The sequence below is a fragment of the Burkholderia cenocepacia genome (assembly GCF_900446215.1).
GTDB lineage: Bacteria > Pseudomonadota > Gammaproteobacteria > Burkholderiales > Burkholderiaceae > Burkholderia > Burkholderia cenocepacia.
In genome coordinates, this window is record NZ_UAQZ01000003.1 from 297,367 (window position 1) to 320,189 (window position 22,823).

Below are 22,823 nucleotides of genomic sequence, written 5' to 3' on the forward strand. Positions count from 1 at the left end.
CTCAAATGCCGAGCCCGGGGCCGAAGTTGCCGGCGACCCAGCGCGTGACGGCATCGACGTCCGCGTAGTCCTGCTCGGGCAGGCCGTCGAGCATCGACAGCACTTCGTTGCTGGCGCCGGCGTCGCGCGCGGCATCGACGATCGCATCCTTGTTCGCCGGATAGCGGACGGCCGCCAGGACATCGGCGATCTGCAGGTCGATCGTTTCGTTCGGGATATCGTGCGGAGGAATGGTGGGCTTGTCGTTCACGTCGGCGTCTCGCGGGTGGGGCGGGAATCGGATCGAAGCGCAAGGGCCGTGCCCGGCATGTTACGCGGCCCGCGGTGCCCCGGCCGGCGCGGGTTGCGGATGGCGGCGATCGACGTCAATGCCCGCGTCGCACGCGGCGCCACGGATGCTTCCAGTCGATGTGCGGTGCGTTCTCGTCGCGCGGATGCTGGCGACGGTGCTCCTGCCAGAGTTCGTCGGAAAACAGCGCAGCCACGATGACGAGCGGCAGCACGAGGAAAATTCCGAGGATGACTTGCTCGATCACGATAGCCTCCTTGCGGTGGCAGGAACCCTTGCTCCCATTCTAGGCTCTGAACTTCGCCCGCGTTCAATTTCTTACAGTGCGAAACGGGCCCGAACGCGGCCGCGCCGCGCGGGCGTTCCGCACGTGCGCCGGCCTCAAAAAGGACATGAACATGCAACTCCAGAACGATACCAACACGCTCGCGCTGCGGCCGCTGGAGCGCCAGGACCTGCGCTTCGTCCACGAACTCAACAATGACGCGAAGATCATGCGTTACTGGTTCGAGGAGCCGTACGAAACCTTCTCGGAACTGTCGCAACTGTACGACCGCCACGTACACGACCAGCGCGAGCGCCGTTTCGTCGCGGTCGATGCGCAAGATGAACTCGTCGGCCTCGTCGAGCTGATCGAGCTCGACTACATCCACCGCCGCGGCGAGTTCCAGATCATCATCGCGCCGCAGTGCCAGGGGCGCGGCTATGCGGGCCAGGCGACGCGCCTCGCGATCGAGTACGCGTTCAAGGTGCTGAACATGCGCAAGCTGTACCTGATCGTCGATACGTCGAATGCGGCGGCGATTCACGTGTACGAGAAATGCGGATTCCAGCACGAGGCCGAATTGAAGGAAGAATTTTTCGGGAATGGCGCGTATCACAACGCTTATCGGATGTGCATCTTCCAGTGCGATTATTTCGAGCGGCAGCGGGCCGGTGTGAATAACGCAGGGTAAACGCCATCGGTGAAAGGCGCTTGCGACGGGGCTTCGCGGGCGCCGAATGGACACGGGGAACTACGGATAAATACGGATCCGCTTATACCTGGCATTTTTCTTGTATCAGGTAAATGCGATTGCGCGCTGCGGTAAAGTGGAATCGTTTCGGATGACTTTATGTGCGGCGCATCAAAATGATCCGGATATCGAAATGGATTATCCAAACCGTTCAATCGCTGCAATGTAACTGGGATGAAAGCCTTGCCGGATAACGCTTTCCGCCCGGCATGACGAGGCTGTCCGCCGGGCAGCCCGCTTTTACCCGTCGCGCACACTGCGCGAAAACAGGCTGCGCACGGGGTGCGACAATCCGCCGCTATTGCGGTCGCACAACAAATGTGCTTGCTATCGTTTACCGGTCTTCTAAAGTGAAAAACGCGGGTTCACGATCACCTTTAAACACATAGCTAACCCAGCCTGGTGCCCGCAAGCCTGGAGACAGAACATGATGAAGCGTACCGGTGTCCTCTTTGCCCTTGTCGGCGCATTTTGCGCTGTGTCGATTGCGCAGGCCGGCGGCGATTCGGCCGTCAAGCCGAAGCAGGAAATCCAGCTGACGAAGAACGCATGGGGCTGTCTGTCGAAAGACAATCTGGACTCCGTATTGAGTCACGAGCGTGACGGCAAGTCGCAGGCGAAGCAGCAGTATTTCGACGACTTCCGCTGCCTGTCGGTGCCGGAAGGCCAGCGCTTCCGCGTGGTGTCGGTCGATCAGGGCGACGTGCAGTTCGTCAGCGCCGACAACAGCGACCAGCAAGGCCTCTGGACCGATTCGCGCTTCGTCAAGCAATAACCGTCCATTCCCGCGCAGTCGCACGACGCGCGAGCGCGCCGGCTCGAGGAGCCGGCGGCGCGAACCGATCACGGCCCGGCGCATGCCGGGCCGTTGCGCTGTGGATCGCGCATCACGCACGCCGGACGGCGCGCATTCGGTATCATCACGGCCCGACCGAACCGAATGCCCGCCCGGGCCGCATCCGCATGGCGCTGAAATCCACGATCTACAAAGCCGAGCTGCAAATCGCCGACATGGATCGGCATTACTACGCCGATCACGCGCTGACGGTGGCGCGCCATCCGTCGGAAACCGACGACCGGATGATGGTGCGCATCGTCGCGTTCGCGCTGTTCGCGCACGAGCGGCTCGAGTTCTGCAAGGGACTGTCGGACGTGGACGAGCCCGACCTGTGGCAGAAGGATCTGACGGGCGCGATCGACGTGTGGATCGAGGCCGGCCAGCCGGACGAACGACGCATCTCGAAGGCGGCCGGCCGCGCCGGACAGGTCACGGTGATCGCGTACGGCGGCAAGACGTCGGATATCTGGTGGCAGGGCGTGCGCAGCAAGGTCGAACGGCTGCGCAACGTGCAGGTGCTGTCGCTCGCCGACGGCGTCGCGGCCGCGCTCGGGCGGCTCGCCGAGCGCACGATGCGCCTGCAGTGCACGGTGCAGGACGGCACCGCGTGGATCTCGAGCGCCGATCACGATCCGGTCGTGGTCGAGTGGACGGTACTGAAGGCGCGCGCGGACGCGTAACGGCCCGCGCGCGGGCCGCATTCAGCCGAGCGCGGACGGCGGCCCTTTGAATTCGACCATGTTCCCTTCGGGATCGAACAGGTAGATCGACGGCCCGTAGCCGCCGGCGCCGTAGCGTTCGGCCGGTGCGCCGGGGCGCGCGCCATGCGTGGCGAAATGGGCGATCAATGCGTTGGGATCGAACGGCTCGACGCGCAGGCACAGGTGATCGAGGTTGCGCCCGGTGCCGGGCGGCCCGCTGTCGGGCCGGTCGATCGGGCCGCCGACCGTCAGCAGATCGATCAGCGCGTCGCCGGCGCGCAGTTGCACGAGGCCCAGATCGGGCTGTTCCTTCTCCACATGGCAACCGACGGCGTCGCAGTAAAAGCGCGTCATCGCCGCCATGTCGGTCACGCGCAGCACGATGTGATCGATTCCGCGGATGGTGGGTTTCATGAGCGGGGGACTCCTTCGCAGTCGACGAGCATCGAGTGTAGACGCATCGCGCCTGCGCCGCCGGCCGGAACGCGGCACAATCGACGGACGAAAAAAAGCCCGTTCACGCAGTGCGGAACGGGCTTAATCCATATCAGGAGGAGACATGGAGGAGACAGTTCCAACTATACACACGGCGATGGTGCGACGCAATATTCCGATTGCAAAAAAACGTCAGGACGGCGATTTGTCGCATCCGCACTGCAGCAAAATGGTGACGGGACGATGACGAAAACCGCGCTGGAGCGGCCGCCGCGCGGGTTTCGTCGGATTTATCTCGATCGATGTGGCCCCGATTCGTCGGCACGAATCACAGAGCAAGATTCAGGGCGCGACGGCATGTGCCGATGGCTAGAGTAGGCACCATCTACACTAGAGAGTGCGAGGTTCAAATGAAAACCGCCTATCCGACCGATGATGCCCGCTGGGGCGCCGTGACCGAGCGCGATCCGCATGCGGACGGCGCGTTCTTCTATGGTGTCCGCACGACCGGCGTGTTTTGTCGCCCGACCTGCGCGTCGCGGCAGCCACGCCGCGAGAACGTGTCCTTTTTCACCGATCCGGCGGCCGCGCGCGCGGCCGGCTTCCGGCCCTGCAAGCGCTGCCAGCCGGAAGGGCTGCCGCGCGAACTGGACATCGTCAATCGCGCATGCGCGGTGCTCGACGCGCAGGCCGAGCGGCTCACGCTGCAGCAGTTGAGCGACGCCGTGCACGTGAGCCCGTTCCACCTGCAGCGGCTCTTCAAGCGCGTGGTCGGCGTGTCGCCGCGGCAGTACCAGGCCGCGCAGCGCGGCGCGGCGTTGCGGCAGGCGCTGCAAAGCGGGCAGCCGGTCACGCAGGCGGCCGTCGACGCGGGGTTCAACTCGCCGTCGCGGCTCTATGCGTCGGTGCCGCGCGAGCTGGGGATGGCGCCGTCCGCGTTTCGCCGCCAGGGCGCGGGCCTGCGGATCGACTATGCGACCGCGTCGACGTCGCTCGGCACGGTGCTGGTCGCCGCCACCGAACAGGGCATCTGCCGGATCGCGTTCGGCGACGACCCGGCGTCGCTCGTCGGCGAACTGAAGGACACGTTCGCGCGCGCCGAACTGGTCGAATCGTCCGCGCGGCTCGCGCCGTTCGTCACGCAGATTCGCGCGTATCTCGACGGTACGCGGCACGCATTCGACCTGCCGCTCGACATCGCGCCGACCGCGTTCCAGCAGCGCGTATGGGAAGCGCTGACGCACATCCCGTACGGCGAGACGCGCAGCTATTCGGAGATCGCGGAGGCGCTCGGCTCGCCGCGCGCGGTGCGGGCGGTCGCGTCCGCGTGCGCGTCGAATCCGGTCGCGCTCGCGATCCCGTGCCACCGCGTCGTGCAGAAGGGCGGCGCGCTCGCCGGCTATCGCTGGGGCGTGCGCCGCAAGGCGACGCTGCTCGCGGCCGAGGCGCGCCACGTTCACGACGATGAAGCCGAAGCCGAGACGGAGGGCAGTGCGGTTTGAGCATCGAGACGACAACGATCAAGTCCCTCGCGAACGGTGGCCCAGTGCCGCCGTCCGCGCAGATGGAGCTGCGCTACAAGGCGCCGTACGACTGGGCGCGCGTACTGCGCTTCTTCAGCGGGCGCGCGATTCCGGGTGTCGAGCAGGTCGCCGACGGTGTATATCGCCGCATCGTCGATCTGCACGGCGATGCGGGCCGGCTCACCGTCACGAAACACCCGCGCAAGCATTGCCTGATCGCGACCGTCGAAGGGGCGGTCGCGCGTCACGTCGACGATGCATTCGCCGCGCGCGTCGCGACGATGTTCGACCTCGGCGCCGATCCGGCCGCGATCGGCGACGGGCTCGCGCGCGATCCGTGGTTCGCGCCGCTCGTCGACGCCGCGCCGGGGCTGCGCGTGCCGGGCGCGTGGTCGGGATTCGAGCTGGCCGTGCGCGCGATCGTCGGCCAGCAGGTGAGCGTGAAGGCCGCGACGACGATCGTCGGCCGGCTCGTCGAACGGGCCGGCGAACGCGTGATGCAGGACGACGACGGCGCGCCCGCGTGGCGGTTTCCGACACCCGACGCGCTGGCTGCGTGCGATCTCGACAAGATCGGGATGCCCGGCAAGCGGGTGGCCGCGCTGACCGGCGTGGCGCGCGCGGTGGCGGCCGGCGACGTGCCGGTCGATCGCGCGCATGCCGATCTCGCGACGCTGCGCAGCGCGTGGCTCGACCTGCCCGGCATCGGCCCGTGGACCGTCGAATACATCGCGATGCGTGCATGGCGCGACCCGGACGCGTGGCCGGCATCCGATCTCGTGCTGATGCAGTCGATCGCCGCGCGCGACCCGGCGCTCGACCGGCTCGCCAGCCAGAAGCGCCGCACCGAAGGCTGGCGGCCGTGGCGTGCGTATGCGGCGCTGCATCTGTGGAACGAAGTGGCCGACCGGGCAGGCGGCGCGCGCGGCGGGTAAGCGCGGCGGCCCGCGGCCGGGTGCGACCGCCGGAAGGCGGGGCTGCAACCCGGTGCGCAGGCGGCGCCGGCATGCGACAAGTGCCGGCGTGACGTGGCCCGTCATGGCGATGCCACGCCTGCGGCACCGGCCGGATGCCGCGCGTGCGACGTCTCCGGATGCGGGGTTTCCCGATCCATTCCGCGACACGGTTGCACCTGCCGCCCCCCGTTCGCCGCGCCCGTTCCATCCGACGAATTCCGCTGACCGGCGTGCCGATCGGCCTCGTCCCGACCCGGCGATCGGGGCCGGCGCTGCCGCGCCCGGGCCGTCCGATCGCCCGCTCAGGCCCGTGCGCCATGCCCGGGGCCACCTCAAGCGCGGGTTCCGGCGAGATGTTAAAGTGCCCGCTACCAACGAAGCGACCAACAATCCAGCCGGCCGCGCGCGGCGTTCTGCGCGCGGCCGTCACGCACTTGCGTCTCCATGTCGAACACCATGACTCACCGCCAGTCCGAACTGCTGCTGAATCGCCTCGACGCGCTGAGCTCGGGCCCGACGCGGCAGCATCTGCCCGACGGCCTGCGCGGCATCGAAAAGGAAAGCCTGCGCGTGACGCGCGACGGGATGATCGCGTTCACGCCGCATCCGCGCGCGCTCGGTTCGGCGCTCACGCATCCGGCGCTGACGACCGACTATTCCGAAGCGCTGATCGAACTGATCACACCCGCCGAGCGCGACGCCGCGCTCACGCTCGAGCGCCTCGACGATCTGCATCGCTACGTCTATGCATCGCTCGGCGACGAGATGCTGTGGAACGACTCGATGCCGGGCCTGCTGCCGGCCGACGACCAGATCCCGATCGCCGATTACGGCACGTCGAACATCGGCCGCCTGAAGACGGTGTACCGGCGCGGCCTCGCGTATCGCTACGGCCGCACGATGCAGTGCATCGCCGGCATCCACTACAACTACTCGCTGCACGAGGAAGTGTGGCGGCGCCTGCATGCGGAAGAAGGGTCCACGGCGACGCTCGTCGATTACCAGTCGGAACGCTATCTTGCGCAGATCCGCAACTTCCGCCGCCGCAGCTGGCTGCTGATGTACCTGTTCGGCGCGTCGCCGGTGCTCGACACCAGGTTCCTGCGCGGCAAGCCGCACAAACTCGATACGTTCGACGCCGATACGCTGTACCGGCCGTATGCGACCAGCCTGCGGATGAGCGATCTCGGCTACTCGAACACGACGGCCCAGGCCGCGCTGCATGTCGACTACAACACGCTGCCCGGTTATCTCGACGCGCTGTCGAAGGCCGTGAGCGAGCCGTATCCGGCGTACGAGGCGATCGGCACGCATCGCGACGGCGAGTGGATCCAGATCAACACGAACGTGCTGCAGATCGAGAACGAGTTCTACTCGACGATCCGGCCGAAGCGCGTCACGTATTCGGGCGAGCGGCCGCTGCATGCGCTCGCGTCGCGCGGCGTCCAGTACATCGAAGTGCGCTGCCTCGACATCGATCCGTTCGAGCCGACCGGCATCGCGCTGGAGACCGCGCGCTTCATCGACGCGTTCCTGCTCGCGTGCGCACTCGACGAAAGCGCGCCGCTCGACTGCGACGCGTACAAGGAAGCGAACGCGAACTTCGGCAGCGTGACGATGGACGGCCGCAAGCCGGGGCTCACGCTGACGCGCGACGGCCAATCGATCACGCTGCGGCAGTGGGCCGACGAACTGATGGCCGATATCGAGATCGTCGGTCACCGGCTCGACGAAATCCGCGGCGGCGACGAGCATGCGCGCGCGATCGCCGCGCAGCGCGACAAGCTCGCCGATCCCGAACGCACGCCTTCCGCGCGCGTGCTGCGCACGATGCGCGAGAACGGCCAGTCGTTCCTCGCGTTCGCGCTCGCGCAGAGCGAAGCGCATGCCGCGCATTTCCGCGCGCATCCGCCGTCGGCCGAGACGCTGCGCACCGAGCAGGCGCTCGCCGCGAAGTCGCTGGCCGAGCAGGCCGAGCTCGAAGCGAAGGAGGCCGGATCGTTCGACGCATTCGTCGCCGCCTATCGCGCCTATACGCTGAACCGCTTCAGCGTGTGACGCTCGCGCATGCGGCCGGCGCAGGGTGCGCCGCGCCGCTGCCGCGCGATCCGTCCGATTCCGTCGGTGATCGGGTCGGTGATCCGGTCAGTGATGCGCGTACGTGCCGCGATCGGCCGCGTGCGGCAGCATCGGCTTGCCCGATTCCGTGTGGGACCGGCCGTCGCTGCCGTAACCGGCCGCGTCGCCCTCAGTGCGCGCCTGCGCCGCGCGCTGCATGACCGCCTGCATGTTTTCCGGAAAGTCCGGACTGCTTGCGAGGCTCGTCCGGTAGCCGGCGGCCTGCAGCTCCACGAGCTCCTGGCGGACCTGCGCGCGCGTGAGCGTCGACGCGGCTTGCGCGTGAGCGGCGAACGCCGCGCCGATCAGCACGAACGCGCATGCCGCGTGTTTCATCGTCTTCATCGTGTGTGCTCCGTGAGGTTCCGGTGCCGCGCCGTTGCTGGCGCGGGCGGAAACGATGCAGCCAGTCTAGGCTTCGGAGGCCAAACGAAACATCCTCGTGGCTGGCAGTCACCTTTTCCGGTCGCGCAACATTGCGCGCGCACCGGTGAGCCGGCCGCGACGGGTTGCCTGTCGAACGCGACAGCTGCGCGCCATCTGCCGGTCATCGTGCGGCGGACGGTCCGCATCGGCTCGCCCGCATCGGGCTTCTCCCCCCTTGTACAAGCGCGTCGCGCCTCCTAACCTCTTTTAAGCGACCGATCGGTTGGCCGCGCAACGTCGTTGCGTACGCAAGCGCCCGATCGTGGTCGTGACTGCAGGACATCGCCTTGACCCGAACCCGGCACATCGACATGCGCGCCCGGGTCGACTCTGGAGACACGATGAATCCCACCGACGCCCTACCGCCCGGCATCGTCTTCGCGCAACCGTTGACGCCCGTCGCCCACTCGCTGCTCCTGTCGTTCCTCGTCGCCGCGATCCCGATCGCGGTCGCGCTGATCGCGCTCGGCGTGCTGCGTCGCCCCGCGTGGCAGGCGTCGCTGGCCGGGCTCGTCGCGGGCCTCGCGGTCGCGATCGGCGCGTGGGGGATGCCGGCCGGGCTCGCGTTCAACGCGGTCGGCGCCGGCATGGCGCTCGCGGTCGTGCCGGTGATGTGGATCGTCTTCAACGCGCTGCTGCTCTACAACATCGCGGTGAAGTCGGGCCGCTTCGACCAGTTCCGGCAGTGGATGCTCGACAACCTGCCCGACGATCGCCGCCTCGTGCTGCTCGTCGTCGCGTTCTCGTTCGGTTGTCTGCTCGAAGGGATCTCCGGATTCGGCACGCCGGTCGCGATCACGAGCGCGCTCTTGATCGCGCTCGGCTTTCCCGCGCTCGAAGCGCTCACCTACACGCTGCTGTTCAACACGGCGCCGGTCGCGTTCGGCGCGCTCGGCGTGCCGATCACCGTGCTCGGCGCGGTCACGTCGCTGCCGCCCGCGACGCTCGCGCAGATGGTCGGCCGCCAGTTGCCGTTCTTCGCGCTGCTGCTGCCGTTCTACGTGGTCGGCGCATACGGCGGGCTGCGCTCGATCGCGAAGCTGTGGCCCGCGCTGCTCGTGTCGGGCGGCAGCTTCGCGCTCGCGCAGTTCGTCACGTCGAACTTCCTCGGCTACCAGCTCACCGACGTGCTGTCGTCGCTCACGTCGCTGATCGTGACGATCGGCTTCCTGCAGGTGTGGAAGCCGCAGCCCGATCCGCAATACGCGCTCGCGCGCAGCGTGCCGGCCGCCGCCGGCGCCGCGCGCGCGGGCTTCGGCGGCTGGTTGCCGTGGCTCGTCGTGTCGGTGGTCGTGATCGTGTGGGTACACGCGAACGTCGCGGCGATCGGCGACGTGAAGATCAAGTGGCCGGGCCTGCACAACGCCGTGTACGTGTCGCTGTACCACAAGCCGTATGCGGCGATCTGGGATTTCCAGCCGCTCGGCACGGGCACCGCGATCCTGCTGTCGGCGATCGTCACGGCCGCGCTGACGCGTACCGGCCCCGGCGCGTTCGTCGAATGCGTGGTGAAGACGTGGCGGCAGACGTGGATCGCGATCGTCACGGTGATGATGATCGTCGGGCTCGCGTACCTGCTGAACTACTCGGGCATCAGCTATACGCTCGGCACCGGCGTCGCGTCGACCGGTGCGCTGTTCCCGCTGGTGTCCGCGTCGCTCGGCTGGATCGCCGTGTTCCTGTCCGGCAGCGACACGTCGGGCAACGCGCTGTTCGGCAACCTGCAGGTCGTCGCCGCGCGCCAGCTCGGCCTCGATCCGGTGCTGATGGCCGCCACCAACTCGTCGGGCGGCGTGATGGGCAAGATGATCTCGCCGCAGAACATCGCGACGGGCGTATCGACGACGGACCTGAAAGGGCAGGAGGGCGTCGTGTTCGCGCGCACCTTCTGGCACAGCGTGATCCTCACGCTGTTGCTCGGCGTGCTGGTGTTCCTGCAGCAGCACGTGCTGACCTGGATGATTCCGGCGCTGCCGAAGTGACGCGGCGCCGCGACAGAAGAAGGCACGAGGAAAGCAACGAGGGAAGGCGCGGGAAAAGCGCCACGTAGTGTGCGGAAGCGGTGAACGCGCGGCGGCTCAGCGCGCGTTCACCCGCCGCATCGTTCGTCCGGTTTCAACCGTGTCGGCCGCATCGATCGCATCGGCCGCTTCGCCGTCGCCCGGCAGGATGCACGCGAGGAACGCGTCGATCGCGGGGCTCTGGCGGCGCGCCTTCAGGTAGTACACGTATTCGTCGATCGTCGTGTCGACGCCGCGCAGCGCGATCACGCGCAGGTCCGGATGGCGCTCGGCCTCGCCGAGCGGAAACAGGCTGCCGCCTACGCCATGCAGGATCGCCTCGCGAATCGCTTCGCGGCTGCCGATCTCGGCGACCGATGGGGCCGCGACGCCGGCCGCGGCGAGGATCGTCTCCGTGCAGCGGCGCGTGACCGACCCTTCCTCGCGGATCAGCAGCCGCACGTCGGCGAGCTGCGCCGGGTCGATCGAATCGAATCGCGCGAGCGGATGACGGCGATGCACGACGAGCACCAGCGGATCGGTCGAGATCACCTTGCGTTCCAGGCCGTCGGCGTCGTTGCGCTGCGACGAGACCGCGAGATCGATGCGGAATTCCTGCAGCGCCTGCAGGATTTCCTCGGAGTTGCCGATCCGGCACGTGAGCGCGATCGACGGGTGCGCGCTCGAGAAGCGGCCGACCGCGTCCATGATGTAGTACGGGCCCGTCGCGCCGATCCGCAGGTGGCCTTCGAACAGGCCGCCGACGTTGCGCAGCATGATGTCGGCCTGCGCCTCGAGCGCGATCATCTGCTCGACGAGCGGCAGCAGCTCGATGCCCGTGTCGGTCACCTCGAGCTTGCGGCCGCTGCGGTAGAACAGCTCGACGCCGTACACCTGCTCGACCTGCCGGATCTGCGCGGCAATCGTCGGCTGGCTCACGCCGAGGTGGCGCGCGGCGCGCGTGATGCTGCCCTGCCGGACGGTCGCGTGGAACGCCTTCAGCTGATCGAACACGACTCGGCTTCTCCCCCCTCTTCATCGCGCGTCAGCGTAGCGCACGCATATGTCGGCCGCATGAAAGGCGCGCCGTGCGCCGCTTCCAAAAAAATCCTGTGGGTCACCCAAAGAAACCTGCGGGAACCGGTCACGGCCGGGACATGCCGGTGCGGGGTAATAACGGCGACGCAGATCGCCGGCCCGCTCGTCCGGCGACCCCACTCCCACCGACCACAGGGTGCTTTTCATGTCCTCGAACAATCGACGCGATTTCCTGCGCCTCGCCGCGCAGTCGGCCGGCGCGATGGCCGCCTACGCGGGCTTTCCGCCCGCGATCCGCAATGCGCTGGCGATGCCGGCCGCCTATCGCACCGGCACGATCCGCGACGTCGAGCACGTCGTGATCTTCATGCAGGAAAACCGTTCGTTCGACCATTACTTCGGCGGGCTGCGCGGCGTGCGCGGCTTCGACGACCCGCGTCCGCACCTGCTGCCGAACGGCGCACCGGTGTGGCAACAGCCGCCGGCATCGGTGTTCACGAAGAATTACCACTCGCGCGGGCTCGATCCGTCCGCGCCGTACGTGCTGCCGTTCTACCTCGATCCGAAGCAGACGACCGAATTCCAGCCGGGCACCAACCACGGCTGGAGCAGCGGCCACCTGTCCTGGAACAACGGCCAGTGGGATCAGTGGGTGAACCAGAAGCAGGACGTGCTGACGATGGGCTACCTGAAGCGCCAGGATCTCACGTACCACTACGCGCTGGCCGACGCGTTCACGATCTGCGATTCGTACTTCTGCTCCGCGCACGCCGACACGGCGCCGAACCGCATCTACCTGTGGACCGGCACGATCGATTCGCGCAACGTCTACGGCAGCGCGCCGAACGGCCCGGGCATCGGCGAGCGCAACGACGTGAACGGCTACACGTGGACGACCTACGCCGAACGCCTCGAGAACGCGAAGATCAGCTGGAAGGTGTACCAGGGCGGCACCGGCATCCCGGGCGACCCGACCGACAACTACACCGACAACTCGCTGATGTTCTTCAAGCGCTTCCAGGTGAAGGAAGGCGCGAGCGGCCCGCTGGTCGACAAGGGCGCATCGAACCACACGCTCGCGGAGCTGAAGGCCGACGTGCAGGCGAACCGGCTGCCGCAGGTGTCGTGGATCGTGTCGCCGTACAAGTACAGCGAGCACCCGCAGGCGTCGCCGACCGACGGCGCGTTCTACATCAACATGGTGCTCGAAGCGCTGACGTCGAACCCGGAAGTGTGGGCGAAGACGGTGTTCATCCTGAACTACGACGAGAACGACGGACTGTTCGATCACGTCGTGCCGCCGGTGCCGCCGGTCACGAGCGGCGTGGGCGGGCAGGGGATCGTGTCGTCGAACCTGCTGTCGACCCTCGGCGACGAGCTGCTCGACCTGAACAAGTACCCGGGCGAAATGAGCCCGCTCGTGCCGGGCGCCGACCCGGGCGGCATCCAGCCGATCGGCCTCGGGCCGCGCGTGCCGCTGATCATCATCTCGCCGTGGACGAAGGGCGGCTGGGTCTGCTCGGAGACGTTCGACCATACGTCGGTGCTGCGTTTCCTCGAAGCGCGTTTCGGCGTGAAGGAACCGAACATCAGCGCGTGGCGCCGGTCGATCTGCGGCGACCTCACGTCGGCGTTCGACTTCTCCGCGCGCCCCGACACGCGCACGGTGAGCTTCACGGTGCCGCAGCACCTCGCGACGGCCGGCCAGGCGTACCAGGTGCCCGCGCAACAGTCGATGCCGGCGCAGGAGCCGGGCACGCGGCCGGCGCGTGCGCTGCCGTACGAGCTGTTCGTGCACAGCCGCGTGGGCGCGCATGACGACACCGTGTCGCTCGACTTCGCGAACACCGGCGACGCGGGCGCCGCGTTCTACGTGTACGACCGCCGCAACCCGGCGACGCCGCCGCGCCGCTACGCGGTGTCCGCGCGCGACCGCTTCGTCGACACGTGGAGCACGTCGGCCGCGCGCGGCGACTACCATCTCGCGGCCTACGGCCCGAACGGCTATCTGTGCGAGTTCCAGGGCAACACGCGGCTCGCCGCGGACGGCCGCCACGCGAACCCCGAAGCCAAGATCGGCTACGACGTGCGCAATCGCCACGTGTACCTGCAACTGCGCAACAGCGGGCGCGCGAGCTGCCGCGTGACGGTCGACAACGCGTACAGCCATGCGCATGCACGCACCTACACGCTGGCGCCGGGCGAGCGCATCGAGGCGCACTTCGAGCTGTCGTCGAGCCACGGCTGGTACGATCTGACGATCACCGCGACCACGCTGCGCGGCGGCGACGACAAGGTCGTGCGCCGCTTCGCGGGCCACGTCGAGACGGGCCGGCCGAGCCACAGTGATCCGGGGCCGGTGAAGCACACGGCCTGACGGTTGCGCAGGGTCGCGCGAAGCGGGGCGGTTCGCCCGCCGCGCGCGACCCTCGCGTGCCGGCCGCATTCCGGCACGCCGGATTGGATTTTGGAAACTGAAAACTGTTGACAATATGCCGGGCCGAGGGTATACAAGGATCATTCGCCGATATGGCGCCCTCGTTTTCATCCATAGCCCGCTGCCTGCCCGACCATGACTGCCCCGAACGCGCTCAGCGCCATCGAACTCCTGCAAAGCCAGTCGCTCGCGATGATCGTCCAGGACATGCTCGAGCGCGCGATCGTCTCCGGCGAATACGCGCCGGGCGAAAAGCTCAACGAAGTCGAGATCGCGACCCGGCTGAACGTGTCGCGCGGCCCGGTGCGCGAAGCGTTCCGCGCGCTCGAACAGGCCGGCCTGCTGCGCAACGAGAAGAATCGCGGCGTGACCGTGCGCGTCGTGCCGCTGCGCGAGGCCGAGGAAATCTACGAAGTGCGCGCGATGCTCGACGAGTCGGTCGCGCGCGCGCTCGCGAAGCGTATCTCGCCCGAGACGCTGAAGGTGCTGAAGGGCATCATCCAGTCGATGAAGGACGCCGCGAAGACGCATGACGTCACGCGCTATACCGAGCTGAACGTGCAGTTCCACGACGCGATGGTCGTCGGCGTCGGCAATACCCATCTCACCGATACCTACCGGCGGCTCGTGCGCCAGCTCGGCCTGCTGCGCCAGGCGGCGATCGAGGCCGAGGAGGATGCGATCGCGGTGTCGGCGGCCGAGCACGACAAGATCGTGCAGGCGCTCGCGGCCGGCGACGAGGACAAGGCCGTCGCGCTCGTGCGCGAGCATGTCGCGCACGGCCTCGCGCGGATGCGCCGTACGCACGAGCAGGGGCTGCCTGCGACGGGCAAGGCGGCGCGGGAGAAGGCCGGCGCATAAAAGCCCGGCAACGCCCGCGGGGGCTGTCGCGCACAGGTAAAGGGACGCGTCGCCGCGTCCCTTTTTCGTTGCGCTTCGGTTCAGCGGATCAACCCGTCGTCACGCCTTGTCGGCCTTCCCCGCCGCGCTCGCAAACTTCGCGAGCCACGTATCGACCGCCGACGGCTGCCGGCTCTCGTCCTCCGCGCGCTCCTTGCGGCGGATCGCGTTGCGCACGACGTGCGCGCCGACATAGCGGATCGGCTCCGGCGGGAAATGGCCGAGCGGGCCGCGCACGATCGGGCTGCGCGTCCACGCGTTGTCGAGGCCGAGCACCAGCGACGACAGGATCTGCCCGCCCATGTAGGTCGGCCCGACGCCGTTGCCCGAATAGCCGAAGCCGTAGAACACGTTCGGCGCGTCGTCGAGGCGGCCGAAGAACGGGAAGCCCGTCACCGAACGATCGGACGGCCCGTTCCAGCTCGCGGTGACCGGCACGCCCGCGAGCGACGGGAAGAACTCGCGCAGGCTGTGCGTGAGCTGCGCCTCGTACGGCGAGCGGCGGTCGAACACCGGCGCGATGCGGCTGCGCCACGAGAACGTGTTGCCGCCCTTGCCGAGCATCAGCCGCCCGTCGGCGGTCGTGCGGTAGTAGTAGACGAAGATCCGCGAATCGAGCACCGACACGCCGTCCACGAGCCCGGTCCGCTCGAGCAGCTCCGGGCATTTCTCGGTGATCACCATGTCGCTCGACACGACCGCGATCGTCCGCTCGAACTGCGGGAAGCGGCTCGCCATCCACGCGTTGATCGCGAATACGAGCTTGCCCGCCGTGACGCTGCCGGACGGCGTGCGCACGACGGCCGGCTGGCCGGGCGTGAAGTCGAGCATCGGCGTGCGCTCGTAGATCCGGATGCCCATCGCGCGCGCGGCGCGGCGCAGCCCGCGCACGAGCTTGCCCGGATGCACGGTCGCGGCGATCGGCGAGTAGACGCCGTCGAGATTGCGCGCGGAGCCCGAGCGGCGCGCGACTTCGGCGGGCGGCAGCGGCTCGTAGCTGTGGATGCCGCAGGCGGCGAGCGCGTCGAGCACCGGCGCGAGCGTGCCGACCTGCGCGCGCGACGTCGCGGTGTACAGCGTGCCGTCGAGCCGCAGTTCCGCATCGATGTCGTGCGCGCGGCAGAAATCGGCGATGTGCTGCACGGCCGCTTCCGACGCCTTCACGAGCCGGATTGCCTCGGCTTCGCCGAACAGGCGTCGCAGCGTCAGGAACTTCGCGGACCACGTGAGCAGGCAGCCGCCGTTGCGGCCGCTCGCGCCGGCGCCGCACAGGTCGGCTTCGAGGATCGCGATGTCGAGCGCGGGATGCTGCTGCTTGGCCTGGATCGCGGTCCAGAGGCCCGTGAAGCCGCCGCCGACGATGCACACGTCGGCCTGCGTCGCGCCTTGCAGCGCGGGGGCGAGATCGCCGTCGTTGAACAGCGCTTGTTCGATCCAGAAGGGTCGCATCGGAGAGTCGTCGATAAGGGGCCGTGCGGCGCACGGCCGGGAAAACGGGCGGCCGCCTGCGCCTGCGCACGCGGCCGGGGCATCGCGTCACATCGTCATGCCGCCGCTTCGGCCGACACGCGGCGTACGCCCATCGCGCGCAGCGTGTCGGCGATCGCGGCGACGGCGCCCGGAATCCCGGCCTCGCCGAAATGGCCGATGCAGCCGACGCGGAACGTCTCCACTTCGGTCAGCTTGCCCGGATACAGAATGTAGCCGCGCTTTTTGACCTCCTGATAAAACCGCTTGAAGTCGTAGTTCGGATCGTCCGGCGCATGGAACGTGACGATGATCGGCGCCTGGATCGCCGGATCGAGGAACGGCCGGAAGCCGAGCGCGCGCATCCCGTCGAGCAGCGCGCGGGTGTTGCGCTGGTAGCGGCCGCCGCGCGCGGCGAGCCCGCCTTCGTCGATGTATTGCGCGACGGCCGCGTCGAGCGCGGCGACCACGTGCGTCGGCGGCGTGAAGCGCCACTGCGTCGTGCGCTGCATGTAGACCCACTGGTCGTACAGGTCCATCGCGAGCGAGTGGCTGTTGCCTTCGCAGCGTTCGAGCGCGCTGCGCTTGGCGATCACGAAGCCGAGCCCCGGCACGCCCTCCAGGCATTTGCCGGACGCGGCGATCACCGCGTCGAACGGCGTCGTGCGCGCGTCGATGTCGATCGCGCCGAACGAGCTCATCGCGTCGACGATCAGCGCACGCCCGTGCTTCGCGACGGCCTGTGCGACGTCGTGCAGCGGGTTCAGCACGCCGGCGCCGGTTTCGCAGTGCACGAGCGCGACGTGCGTGATCGACGGATCGGCGGCGAGCGCGCGCTCGACGTCGGCCGGATCGACGCGGCGATCCTCGCGGTAGTCGATCGTCGTGAGCCGGCGGCCGAGCACGCGGCAGATCTTCGCGAGGCGCTGGCAATACGCGCCGTTGTTCGGCACCAGCACGTGGCCGTCGCGCGGCACCAGCGTGCCGATCGCCGCTTCGACCGAAAACGTGCCGCTGCCTTGCAGCGGTACGCATTCGTGCGTGCCTTCGCCGTGCACGATCTGCAGCAGGCGTTCGCGCAGCCGCGCGGTGATCGCGTTGAAATCGCCGTCCCACGAGCCCCAGTCGCGCAGCATCGCGTCGCGCGTGCGCTCGGAGGTCGTCAGGGGGCCGGGGGTCAGCAGGATGGGCTGGGCAGCGAGCGTCATGGTGTCTCCTCGATGAAGTCGGGACGTCACGTGAATGCGGCAGGGAATCAACGGCGATGCGGGTTGCGCCATGCCTGCGTACGGCGCAGCAGGCGGTGCGAGATGCAGGCGAACAGCACGCACGCGAACGACGAGGTCGCGAGCACGAGCGTGGCCATCGCGGCGGCCGGGCCCATCTGGCCCGCGTCGTCGAGGTTCAGGATCGCGACCGACGCGGGCTGCGTGTCCGGCGAGTACAGGAACGCGACGGCCGACACCGTCGTCATCCCGTTGACGAACAGGTAGCGCGCGATCAGCAGGATCGCGGGCAGGCACACGGGCACCGTTACGCGCAGGAAGGTCTTGTAGAACGGCACCTTCAGCGACGCGGATACCGCCTCGAACTCGCTGTCGATCTGCCGGAGCGCGGTGACGGCGGTGAGGTGGCTCGACGCGTAGTAGTGGACGACCGTGACGATCGCGAGCAGCCACAGCGATCCGTACAGCCCGTTCAGCGGATTGCCGGGCGCGTTGAACAGGAAGATGTAGCTGATGCCGAGCACGAGCCCCGGCACGCCCATCGGCAGGATCGCGCACAGGCCGATGAAGCCGCGCAGCCAGCGTGCGCCGCGGGTCTTCTCGATCAGGTAGGCGCCGCCGAACACGACGATCGTGCCGCCGAGCGCCACCGTCGCGGCCATCCGCAAGCTGTTCTTGTACGCGTCGAAGATGCCGGCCGCGATCAACCCCATCTCGTAATGCTGCAGCCCGAGCGTCATCTGGTACGGCCAGAACTTCACGAACGACGCGAACACCGAGATGCCGACCACCGCGATGAAGAACGCGCACACGAGCGCGCAGTACGCGAGCATCGCGGCGTCGAAGCCGCGCGACGGCTTCGGCTGGTACGGCGTCGAGCGCGCGCCGAGCTGCGACTGCTGGCGGCGGCGGATGAAGTAGTCGACGCCGAACGCGACGAGCGCCGGGCACAGCAGCATCAGGCTTACGACCGCGCTGCGGTTGAAATCCTGCAGCCCGATGATCAGCTTGTAGATGTCGGTCGACAGCACGTTGTACGCGCCGCCGATCACGACCGGCACGCCGAAGTCGTTGATGCACATCGTGAACGCGACCATCGTCGCGCTGATCAGCCCGTACTTCGCGCCGGGCAGCGTGATCGTGAAGAACTTGCGCAGGCGGCCCGTGCCCATCGCGTCGGCGGCTTCGTAGAGCCGGCCGTCCGCGAGCGACAGCGCGGTGACGAGGATCATCAGCACGTGCGGGAACGACGCGTACACCATGCTCAGCACGATGCCCGGCAGCCCGTAGATCGAATGGCCGTGCAGCAGCGGCTTCAGCAGCCCCGCATTGCCGAACCAGTAGATGAACGACACGGCCGACAGCAGCGTCGGCGCGAGCAGCGGCAGCAGCGCGATCGTGCGTGCCGCGTTCTTCAGCGGCATGCACGAGCGTGTCAGCGCATACGCGAACGTGAACGCCATCGGCACGACGATCATCGTGACGAGCGCGCCGACCGTCAGCGAATGCAGCATCGAGCGCAGCACGCCGCTGTCCTCCAGATACTCGACGAAGTTGTGCGCGCCGACGAAGCGCCCGTCCGCGTCGACGAAGCATTTCTGCACGACGAGCGCGAGCGGCAGCAGCAGGAACAGCGACATCAGCGCGGCCATCGCGACCAGCGCGAGCTGCGCGAGGCGATCGTGCCAGTGCGTGAGCTGCCGCACGTCGGCGGGGGCGGACGCGCCGCGGCGGCGCTCGGTCAGGACGGTGCTCATTGGAGTCGCTCCTTCGCGCACGGGAACACGCGGACATGCTCGCGATCGAGCGCGAGGTCGATGCGCGCGCCGGCCTGCACGCCGGTGCGGTCGACGTCGTGATACGACAGGTCGGCGACGATCTCCTGGCCGTCGAGCCCGTCGATCCGGAAGCTCACGCGGCAGAACGCGCCGAGGAATTCGAGCTTCTCGACGCGGCCGGCCAGCACGTTGTCGGCCGTCTCGCCCGGCACGCGGATGCGCAGGTCCTCGGGCCGCACGTAGACCGACACCGCCGCGCCTTGCGCGGTGCCGTGGCGGCAGTCGAAGCCGATGCCGCCCGCGCGCAGCGTGCCGTCCTGCGCGACCTCGGCGGGAATCGTGTTGACGCGGCCGATGAAGTCCGCGACGAACGGCGATGCCGGCTGCCGGTAGATTTCGAGCGGCGTGCCGATCTGCTCGATCACGCCGTGGTTCATCACGACGATGCGATCGGCCATCGACAGCGCTTCTTCCTGATCGTGCGTGACCATGATCGTCGTCACGCCGAGCCGTTGCTGCAGCGCGCGGATCTCCTGGCGCAGCCGTACGCGCACGCGCGCGTCGAGCGCCGACAGCGGCTCGTCGAGCAGCAGCAGGCCGGGCGAGGTGGCGAGCGCGCGCGCCAGCGCGATGCGTTGCTGCTGGCCGCCGGACAACTGGCCCGGATGCTTGCGATGGCTGTCGGGCAAACCGACCAGCGCCAGCAGCGTATGCACGCGCTCGTGGATCGCGTCGCGCTTCATCTTGCGGTTCACGAGCCCGTACGCGACGTTGTCGTACACGGTGAGGTTCGGGAACAGCGCATACGACTGGAACACGATTCCGTAGTCGCGCAGTTGCGGCGGCAGCCGCGAGATGTCGCGGCCGTCCTGCATGATGTGGCCGGCGTTCTGTGTCTCGAGCCCCGCGATGATCCGTAGCAGCGTGGTCTTCCCGCAGCCGGACGGCCCGAGGAAACAGATCATCTCGCCCTTCATCACGCTCAGGTTGATGTCGGTGAGGACCTGCGTGTCGTTGTACCGCTTCTCGATGCGTTCTACGCTCAGATAAGGTGCCATGCGCGCCTCCATGGAGGGGCGGCCCGGGGGCCGGATTCGACGACGGAAAAAGTGACGCGGGGCGGCGCCCGGCGCGGCCCCGCAGCCGGTCGCGGCGTTACTGCTGCGCTTTCGCGCCGTAGCGCTTCTGCCACGTATCGAGGATCGACTGGCGGTTCTTCGCGGACCACACGAAGTCGTTCTTCACGAGCAGGTCCGAGTAGTTGTCGGGGATGCCGGCCAGCTTCCGCGCGACGCCCGGATACGCGACGATCGCCCACCAGCGCGCGGTGATCTGGTTCGCTTCCTTGCTCGCCATGAAGTCGGCGAGCTTCTTCGCGGCGTCGGGCTGTTTCGTCGTCTTCATGATCGCCGTGCCTTCCATGTCCCAGCCGAGCCCTTCCTTCGGGAACACGAGATCGATCGGCGCGCCTTGCGCCTGCAGTTCGTGGCCGCGGAACTCGAACGAGATGCCGATCGGGAATTCGCCGGTGCCGGCGAGCGTGCACGGCTTCGAGCCCGAGTGCACGTACTGCGCGACGTTCTTGTCGAGCGCGTCCATGAATTTCCAGCCGCGATCGTCGCCGAAGGTCTGCAGCCAAGCGGTCACGTCGAGATAGCCGGTGCCCGACGAAACGGGGCTCGGCATCACGATCGCGCCCTTGTAGACGGGCTTCGTCAGGTCTTCCCACGACGTCGGCTTCGGGATGTTCTTCGCCTGCGCGGCGACGCGGTTGTAGCAGATCGTCGCGCCCCACACGTCCATGCCGACCCAGTGCGGCGGCGTGTTCGCGTCGCTGTACTTGCGCGTGAGCTGGTCGAAGCCCTTCGGCGTGTACGGCATCAGCATGCCCTGCAGGTCGAGCAGCGTGAGGCTCGACGCGGCGAGGCCGAGCACGACGTCCGCGCGCGGATTGTTCTTCTCCGCGAGCAGCTTCGCGGTGACCGAGCCGGTCGAGTCGCGCACCCAGCGGATCTCGATATCGGGGTTCGCCTTCTCGAACGCGTCCTTGTAGGGCTTCATCGCCTCGTCTTCCAGCGCGGTGTAGACCAGCAGCGACGTCTTCGCGTACGCCGCGTGCGCGGCGCCGAGCGCCACCGCGGCAGCCAGCGCGACGCGGGCCGCGCCCGCCGCCCATGCGTTCAAACGCTTGTTTACCGGCACTTCGTTCATCTTCAGACCCCTTGACTGTGGCGCCGCGGCACACGGCGGATGAGTGGAGACCAGCCCTCTTGCTGCTTCGTTGTTTTGCTTTCTGTTCTCTGCATGTTGTTGACAATCTACAAATCATCAATTTTAATGTCAAGCATGGAAAACACCTCCCTTCGGCGCGGCGCGGGCGCCGACGGCTCACACCCTTCGACCTGAAAGGAATGAACGTCATGACTGAAACGCCTGTATCCGTGGAAGTGAACGGCCGCCGCTACAACTGGATGAGCCGGCCCGTGGTGGTCGTGTGCGTCGATGGCTGCGCATACGAATATCTGGAGGAAGCCGCCGAGGCCGGCGTCGCGCCGTTCCTGCGCACGCTGCTGAAGCCGGGCACCGCACTCAAGGGCGAGTGCGTGGTGCCGAGCTTCACGAACCCGAACAACCTGTCGATCGTCACCGGCGTGCCGCCGGCGATCCACGGGATAAGCGGCAACTACTTCTACGATCGCGACACCGGCGCCGAAGTGCTGATGAACGATCCGAAGTACCTGGTCGCGCCCACCGTGCTCGCGACCTTCGCCGAACGAGGGGCGCGCGTCGCGGTCGTCACCGCGAAGGACAAGCTGCGCCGTCTGCTCGGCAAGGGGCTGAAGGGCATCTGCTTCTCGTCGGAAAAGGCCGACGAGGCGAGCGTCGAGGAAAACGGCATCGACAACGTGCTCGAGCTGGTCGGCAAGCCGGTGCCGAGCGTGTACAGCGCGGACCTGTCGGAATTCGTGTTCGCGGCCGGCGTGCGCCTGCTCGAGACGCGCCCGATCGACCTGATGTACCTGTCGACCACCGACTACGTGCAGCACAAGTGCGCGCCCGGCACCGAAGGCGCGAACGCGTTCTACGCGATGATGGACACGTACCTGCAGCGTCTCGACGCACTCGGCGCGATCGTCGCGATCACGGCCGATCACGGGATGAACGCGAAGCACGACGACGCGACCGGCGAGCCGAACGTGATCTACCTGCAGGAGCTGTTCGACGAATGGCTCGGCCACGATGCGGCGCGCGTGATCCTGCCGATCACCGATCCGTACGTCGTGCACCACGGTGCGCTCGGCTCGTTCGCGACCGTCTACGTGCCGGCCACCGCCGATGCCGACGCGCTGCGCGCGCGGCTCGCGGCGGTCGACGGCATCGAGGTCGTGCTGACGGGCGCCGAAGGCTGCGCGCGCTTCGAGTTGCCGCCCGCGCGGATGGGCGACCTGATCGTGATCTCGAAGCAGGACGTCGTGCTCGGCACGCGCCGCATCAAGCACGACCTGTCGGGCCTCGACGTGCCGCTGCGTTCGCACGGCGGGATCTCCGAGCAGATCGTGCCGCTGATCTTCAGCAAGCCGGTCGCGACCGACGTCACCGGTCGCGCGCGGCTGCGCAACTTCGACATCATCGACATCGCGCTCAACCATCTGCAGTGATGCACGCGCATCCTTG

General features: G+C 67.9%; 20 protein-coding genes. 10 read left to right on the forward strand and 10 right to left on the reverse strand.

The window, feature by feature from the left end; genetic code table 11:
* Nucleotide 1 precedes the first annotated feature (1 nt).
* Together DTA15_RS12120 and DTA15_RS38535 are read right to left on the reverse strand one after the other, a co-directional pair.
* Nucleotides 2–250, reverse strand: a complete 249-nt coding sequence (locus DTA15_RS12120) for a DUF2795 domain-containing protein (protein ID WP_006489924.1) — start codon at nt 248–250, stop codon at nt 2–4.
* A gap of 115 nt (nt 251–365) precedes the next feature.
* Nucleotides 366–536, reverse strand: coding sequence for a hypothetical protein (locus DTA15_RS38535; RefSeq protein WP_006489933.1), 171 nt, complete (start codon nt 534–536; stop codon nt 366–368).
* Nucleotides 537–687: 151 nt separating this feature from the next.
* Between DTA15_RS38535 and speG the strand changes: the two genes are divergently transcribed.
* The 3 genes from speG to DTA15_RS12135 all read left to right on the forward strand — a co-directional run bounded on the left by speG (nt 688) and on the right by DTA15_RS12135 (nt 2,823).
* The gene (speG, locus tag DTA15_RS12125) at nt 688–1,245 is read left to right on the forward strand and encodes a spermidine N1-acetyltransferase (RefSeq protein WP_034178587.1); all 558 of its coding nucleotides are present in this window, start codon (nt 688–690) and stop codon (nt 1,243–1,245) included.
* A gap of 487 nt (nt 1,246–1,732) precedes the next feature.
* Nucleotides 1,733–2,080 (forward strand): surface attachment protein Sap1, encoded by a 348-nt coding sequence (gene sap1, locus DTA15_RS12130; protein WP_006489950.1) that lies wholly within the window; start codon nt 1,733–1,735, stop codon nt 2,078–2,080.
* Nucleotides 2,081–2,268: 188 nt separating this feature from the next.
* On the forward strand, nt 2,269–2,823 hold the full coding sequence (locus DTA15_RS12135) for a YaeQ family protein (protein ID WP_006489935.1): 555 nt from the start codon (nt 2,269–2,271) through the stop codon (nt 2,821–2,823).
* A gap of 21 nt (nt 2,824–2,844) precedes the next feature.
* On the opposite strand, the gene DTA15_RS12140 is transcribed toward DTA15_RS12135, so the two are convergent.
* Nucleotides 2,845–3,258: a VOC family protein gene (locus DTA15_RS12140; protein ID WP_006489956.1), complete on the reverse strand. Its 414-nt coding sequence runs from the start codon at nt 3,256–3,258 to the stop codon at nt 2,845–2,847.
* Between the two features lie 431 nt (nt 3,259–3,689).
* Between DTA15_RS12140 and ada the strand changes: the two genes are divergently transcribed.
* From ada to gshA, 3 genes are all read left to right on the forward strand, one after another.
* Nucleotides 3,690–4,781, forward strand: coding sequence for a bifunctional DNA-binding transcriptional regulator/O6-methylguanine-DNA methyltransferase Ada (gene ada, locus DTA15_RS12150; RefSeq protein ID WP_006489944.1), 1,092 nt, complete (start codon nt 3,690–3,692; stop codon nt 4,779–4,781).
* Nucleotides 4,778–5,737, forward strand: a complete 960-nt coding sequence (locus DTA15_RS12155) for a DNA-3-methyladenine glycosylase family protein (RefSeq protein WP_006492382.1) — start codon at nt 4,778–4,780, stop codon at nt 5,735–5,737. Before ada ends, DTA15_RS12155 begins: the two co-directional genes overlap by 4 nt.
* Nucleotides 5,738–6,202: 465 nt before the next feature.
* Nucleotides 6,203–7,816, forward strand: coding sequence for a glutamate--cysteine ligase (gene gshA, locus DTA15_RS12165; protein ID WP_006485793.1), 1,614 nt, complete (start codon nt 6,203–6,205; stop codon nt 7,814–7,816).
* Nucleotides 7,817–7,903: 87 nt separating this feature from the next.
* On the opposite strand, the gene DTA15_RS12170 is transcribed toward gshA, so the two are convergent.
* Entirely contained in the window at nt 7,904–8,221 is a 318-nt protein-coding gene (locus tag DTA15_RS12170) for a DUF4148 domain-containing protein (protein ID WP_006485769.1), read from the reverse strand.
* 422 nt (nt 8,222–8,643) lie between these two features.
* Here DTA15_RS12170 and DTA15_RS12175 point away from each other — a divergent pair, with 422 nt between their 5' ends.
* Nucleotides 8,644–10,284 (forward strand): L-lactate permease, encoded by a 1,641-nt coding sequence (locus DTA15_RS12175; protein WP_006485788.1) that lies wholly within the window; start codon nt 8,644–8,646, stop codon nt 10,282–10,284.
* Between the two features lie 96 nt (nt 10,285–10,380).
* Here the strand turns inward: DTA15_RS12175 and DTA15_RS12180 are convergent, their stop codons facing one another.
* A complete protein-coding gene (locus tag DTA15_RS12180) occupies nt 10,381–11,316 on the reverse strand; it encodes a LysR family transcriptional regulator (protein ID WP_006485776.1) in 936 nt (311 codons plus the stop codon).
* Nucleotides 11,317–11,545: 229 nt separating this feature from the next.
* Between DTA15_RS12180 and DTA15_RS12185 the strand changes: the two genes are divergently transcribed.
* Nucleotides 11,546–13,717, forward strand: a complete 2,172-nt coding sequence (locus DTA15_RS12185) for a phosphocholine-specific phospholipase C (RefSeq protein ID WP_012492328.1) — start codon at nt 11,546–11,548, stop codon at nt 13,715–13,717.
* Nucleotides 13,718–13,912: 195 nt separating this feature from the next.
* Nucleotides 13,913–14,638, forward strand: coding sequence for a phosphonate utilization associated transcriptional regulator (locus DTA15_RS12190; protein ID WP_006485791.1), 726 nt, complete (start codon nt 13,913–13,915; stop codon nt 14,636–14,638).
* Between the two features lie 99 nt (nt 14,639–14,737).
* On the opposite strand, the gene DTA15_RS12195 is transcribed toward DTA15_RS12190, so the two are convergent.
* The 5 genes from DTA15_RS12195 to DTA15_RS12215 all read right to left on the reverse strand — a co-directional run bounded on the left by DTA15_RS12195 (nt 14,738) and on the right by DTA15_RS12215 (nt 21,359).
* A complete protein-coding gene (locus DTA15_RS12195; protein ID WP_006485785.1) occupies nt 14,738–16,126 on the reverse strand; it encodes an FAD-dependent oxidoreductase in 1,389 nt (462 codons plus the stop codon).
* Nucleotides 16,127–16,221: 95 nt separating this feature from the next.
* The gene (locus tag DTA15_RS12200) at nt 16,222–17,352 is read right to left on the reverse strand and encodes a 2-aminoethylphosphonate--pyruvate transaminase (RefSeq protein WP_006485770.1); all 1,131 of its coding nucleotides are present in this window, start codon (nt 17,350–17,352) and stop codon (nt 16,222–16,224) included.
* Between the two features lie 47 nt (nt 17,353–17,399).
* The gene (locus tag DTA15_RS12205; protein ID WP_006485787.1) at nt 17,400–19,127 is read right to left on the reverse strand and encodes a putative 2-aminoethylphosphonate ABC transporter permease subunit; all 1,728 of its coding nucleotides are present in this window, start codon (nt 19,125–19,127) and stop codon (nt 17,400–17,402) included.
* Nucleotides 19,124–20,206, reverse strand: a complete 1,083-nt coding sequence (locus DTA15_RS12210) for a putative 2-aminoethylphosphonate ABC transporter ATP-binding protein (RefSeq protein WP_006485771.1) — start codon at nt 20,204–20,206, stop codon at nt 19,124–19,126. Before DTA15_RS12210 ends, DTA15_RS12205 begins: the two co-directional genes overlap by 4 nt.
* A gap of 97 nt (nt 20,207–20,303) precedes the next feature.
* Nucleotides 20,304–21,359 carry a putative 2-aminoethylphosphonate ABC transporter substrate-binding protein gene (locus tag DTA15_RS12215; protein WP_006485797.1) on the reverse strand — a complete coding sequence of 352 codons (1,056 nt, stop codon included), beginning with the start codon at nt 21,357–21,359 and terminating at the stop codon, nt 20,304–20,306.
* 209 nt (nt 21,360–21,568) lie between these two features.
* Here DTA15_RS12215 and phnA point away from each other — a divergent pair, with 209 nt between their 5' ends.
* Nucleotides 21,569–22,807, forward strand: a complete 1,239-nt coding sequence (gene phnA, locus DTA15_RS12220) for a phosphonoacetate hydrolase (protein WP_006485766.1) — start codon at nt 21,569–21,571, stop codon at nt 22,805–22,807.
* The last annotated feature ends 16 nt before the right edge of the window (nt 22,808–22,823 follow it).

What these genes read in the sequence shown, in the direction of transcription:
- ada (WP_006489944.1), top strand. Translation starts at nt 3,690, where the DNA reads ATGAAAACCGCCTATCCGACCGATGATGCCCGCTGGGGCGCCGTGACC.
- DTA15_RS12140 (WP_006489956.1), bottom strand. Translation starts at nt 3,258, where the DNA reads ATGAAACCCACCATCCGCGGAATCGATCACATCGTGCTGCGCGTGACC.
- DTA15_RS12190 (WP_006485791.1), top strand. Translation starts at nt 13,913, where the DNA reads ATGACTGCCCCGAACGCGCTCAGCGCCATCGAACTCCTGCAAAGCCAG.
- DTA15_RS12185 (WP_012492328.1), top strand. Translation starts at nt 11,546, where the DNA reads ATGTCCTCGAACAATCGACGCGATTTCCTGCGCCTCGCCGCGCAGTCG.
- DTA15_RS12175 (WP_006485788.1), top strand. Translation starts at nt 8,644, where the DNA reads ATGAATCCCACCGACGCCCTACCGCCCGGCATCGTCTTCGCGCAACCG.
- DTA15_RS12170 (WP_006485769.1), bottom strand. Translation starts at nt 8,221, where the DNA reads ATGAAGACGATGAAACACGCGGCATGCGCGTTCGTGCTGATCGGCGCG.
- sap1 (WP_006489950.1), top strand. Translation starts at nt 1,733, where the DNA reads ATGATGAAGCGTACCGGTGTCCTCTTTGCCCTTGTCGGCGCATTTTGC.
- DTA15_RS12135 (WP_006489935.1), top strand. Translation starts at nt 2,269, where the DNA reads ATGGCGCTGAAATCCACGATCTACAAAGCCGAGCTGCAAATCGCCGAC.
- DTA15_RS12200 (WP_006485770.1), bottom strand. Translation starts at nt 17,352, where the DNA reads ATGACGCTCGCTGCCCAGCCCATCCTGCTGACCCCCGGCCCCCTGACG.
- speG (WP_034178587.1), top strand. Translation starts at nt 688, where the DNA reads ATGCAACTCCAGAACGATACCAACACGCTCGCGCTGCGGCCGCTGGAG.
- phnA (WP_006485766.1), top strand. Translation starts at nt 21,569, where the DNA reads ATGACTGAAACGCCTGTATCCGTGGAAGTGAACGGCCGCCGCTACAAC.
- DTA15_RS12215 (WP_006485797.1), bottom strand. Translation starts at nt 21,359, where the DNA reads ATGAACGAAGTGCCGGTAAACAAGCGTTTGAACGCATGGGCGGCGGGC.
- DTA15_RS12210 (WP_006485771.1), bottom strand. Translation starts at nt 20,206, where the DNA reads ATGGCACCTTATCTGAGCGTAGAACGCATCGAGAAGCGGTACAACGAC.
- DTA15_RS12205 (WP_006485787.1), bottom strand. Translation starts at nt 19,127, where the DNA reads ATGAGCACCGTCCTGACCGAGCGCCGCCGCGGCGCGTCCGCCCCCGCC.
- DTA15_RS12195 (WP_006485785.1), bottom strand. Translation starts at nt 16,126, where the DNA reads ATGCGACCCTTCTGGATCGAACAAGCGCTGTTCAACGACGGCGATCTC.
- gshA (WP_006485793.1), top strand. Translation starts at nt 6,203, where the DNA reads ATGTCGAACACCATGACTCACCGCCAGTCCGAACTGCTGCTGAATCGC.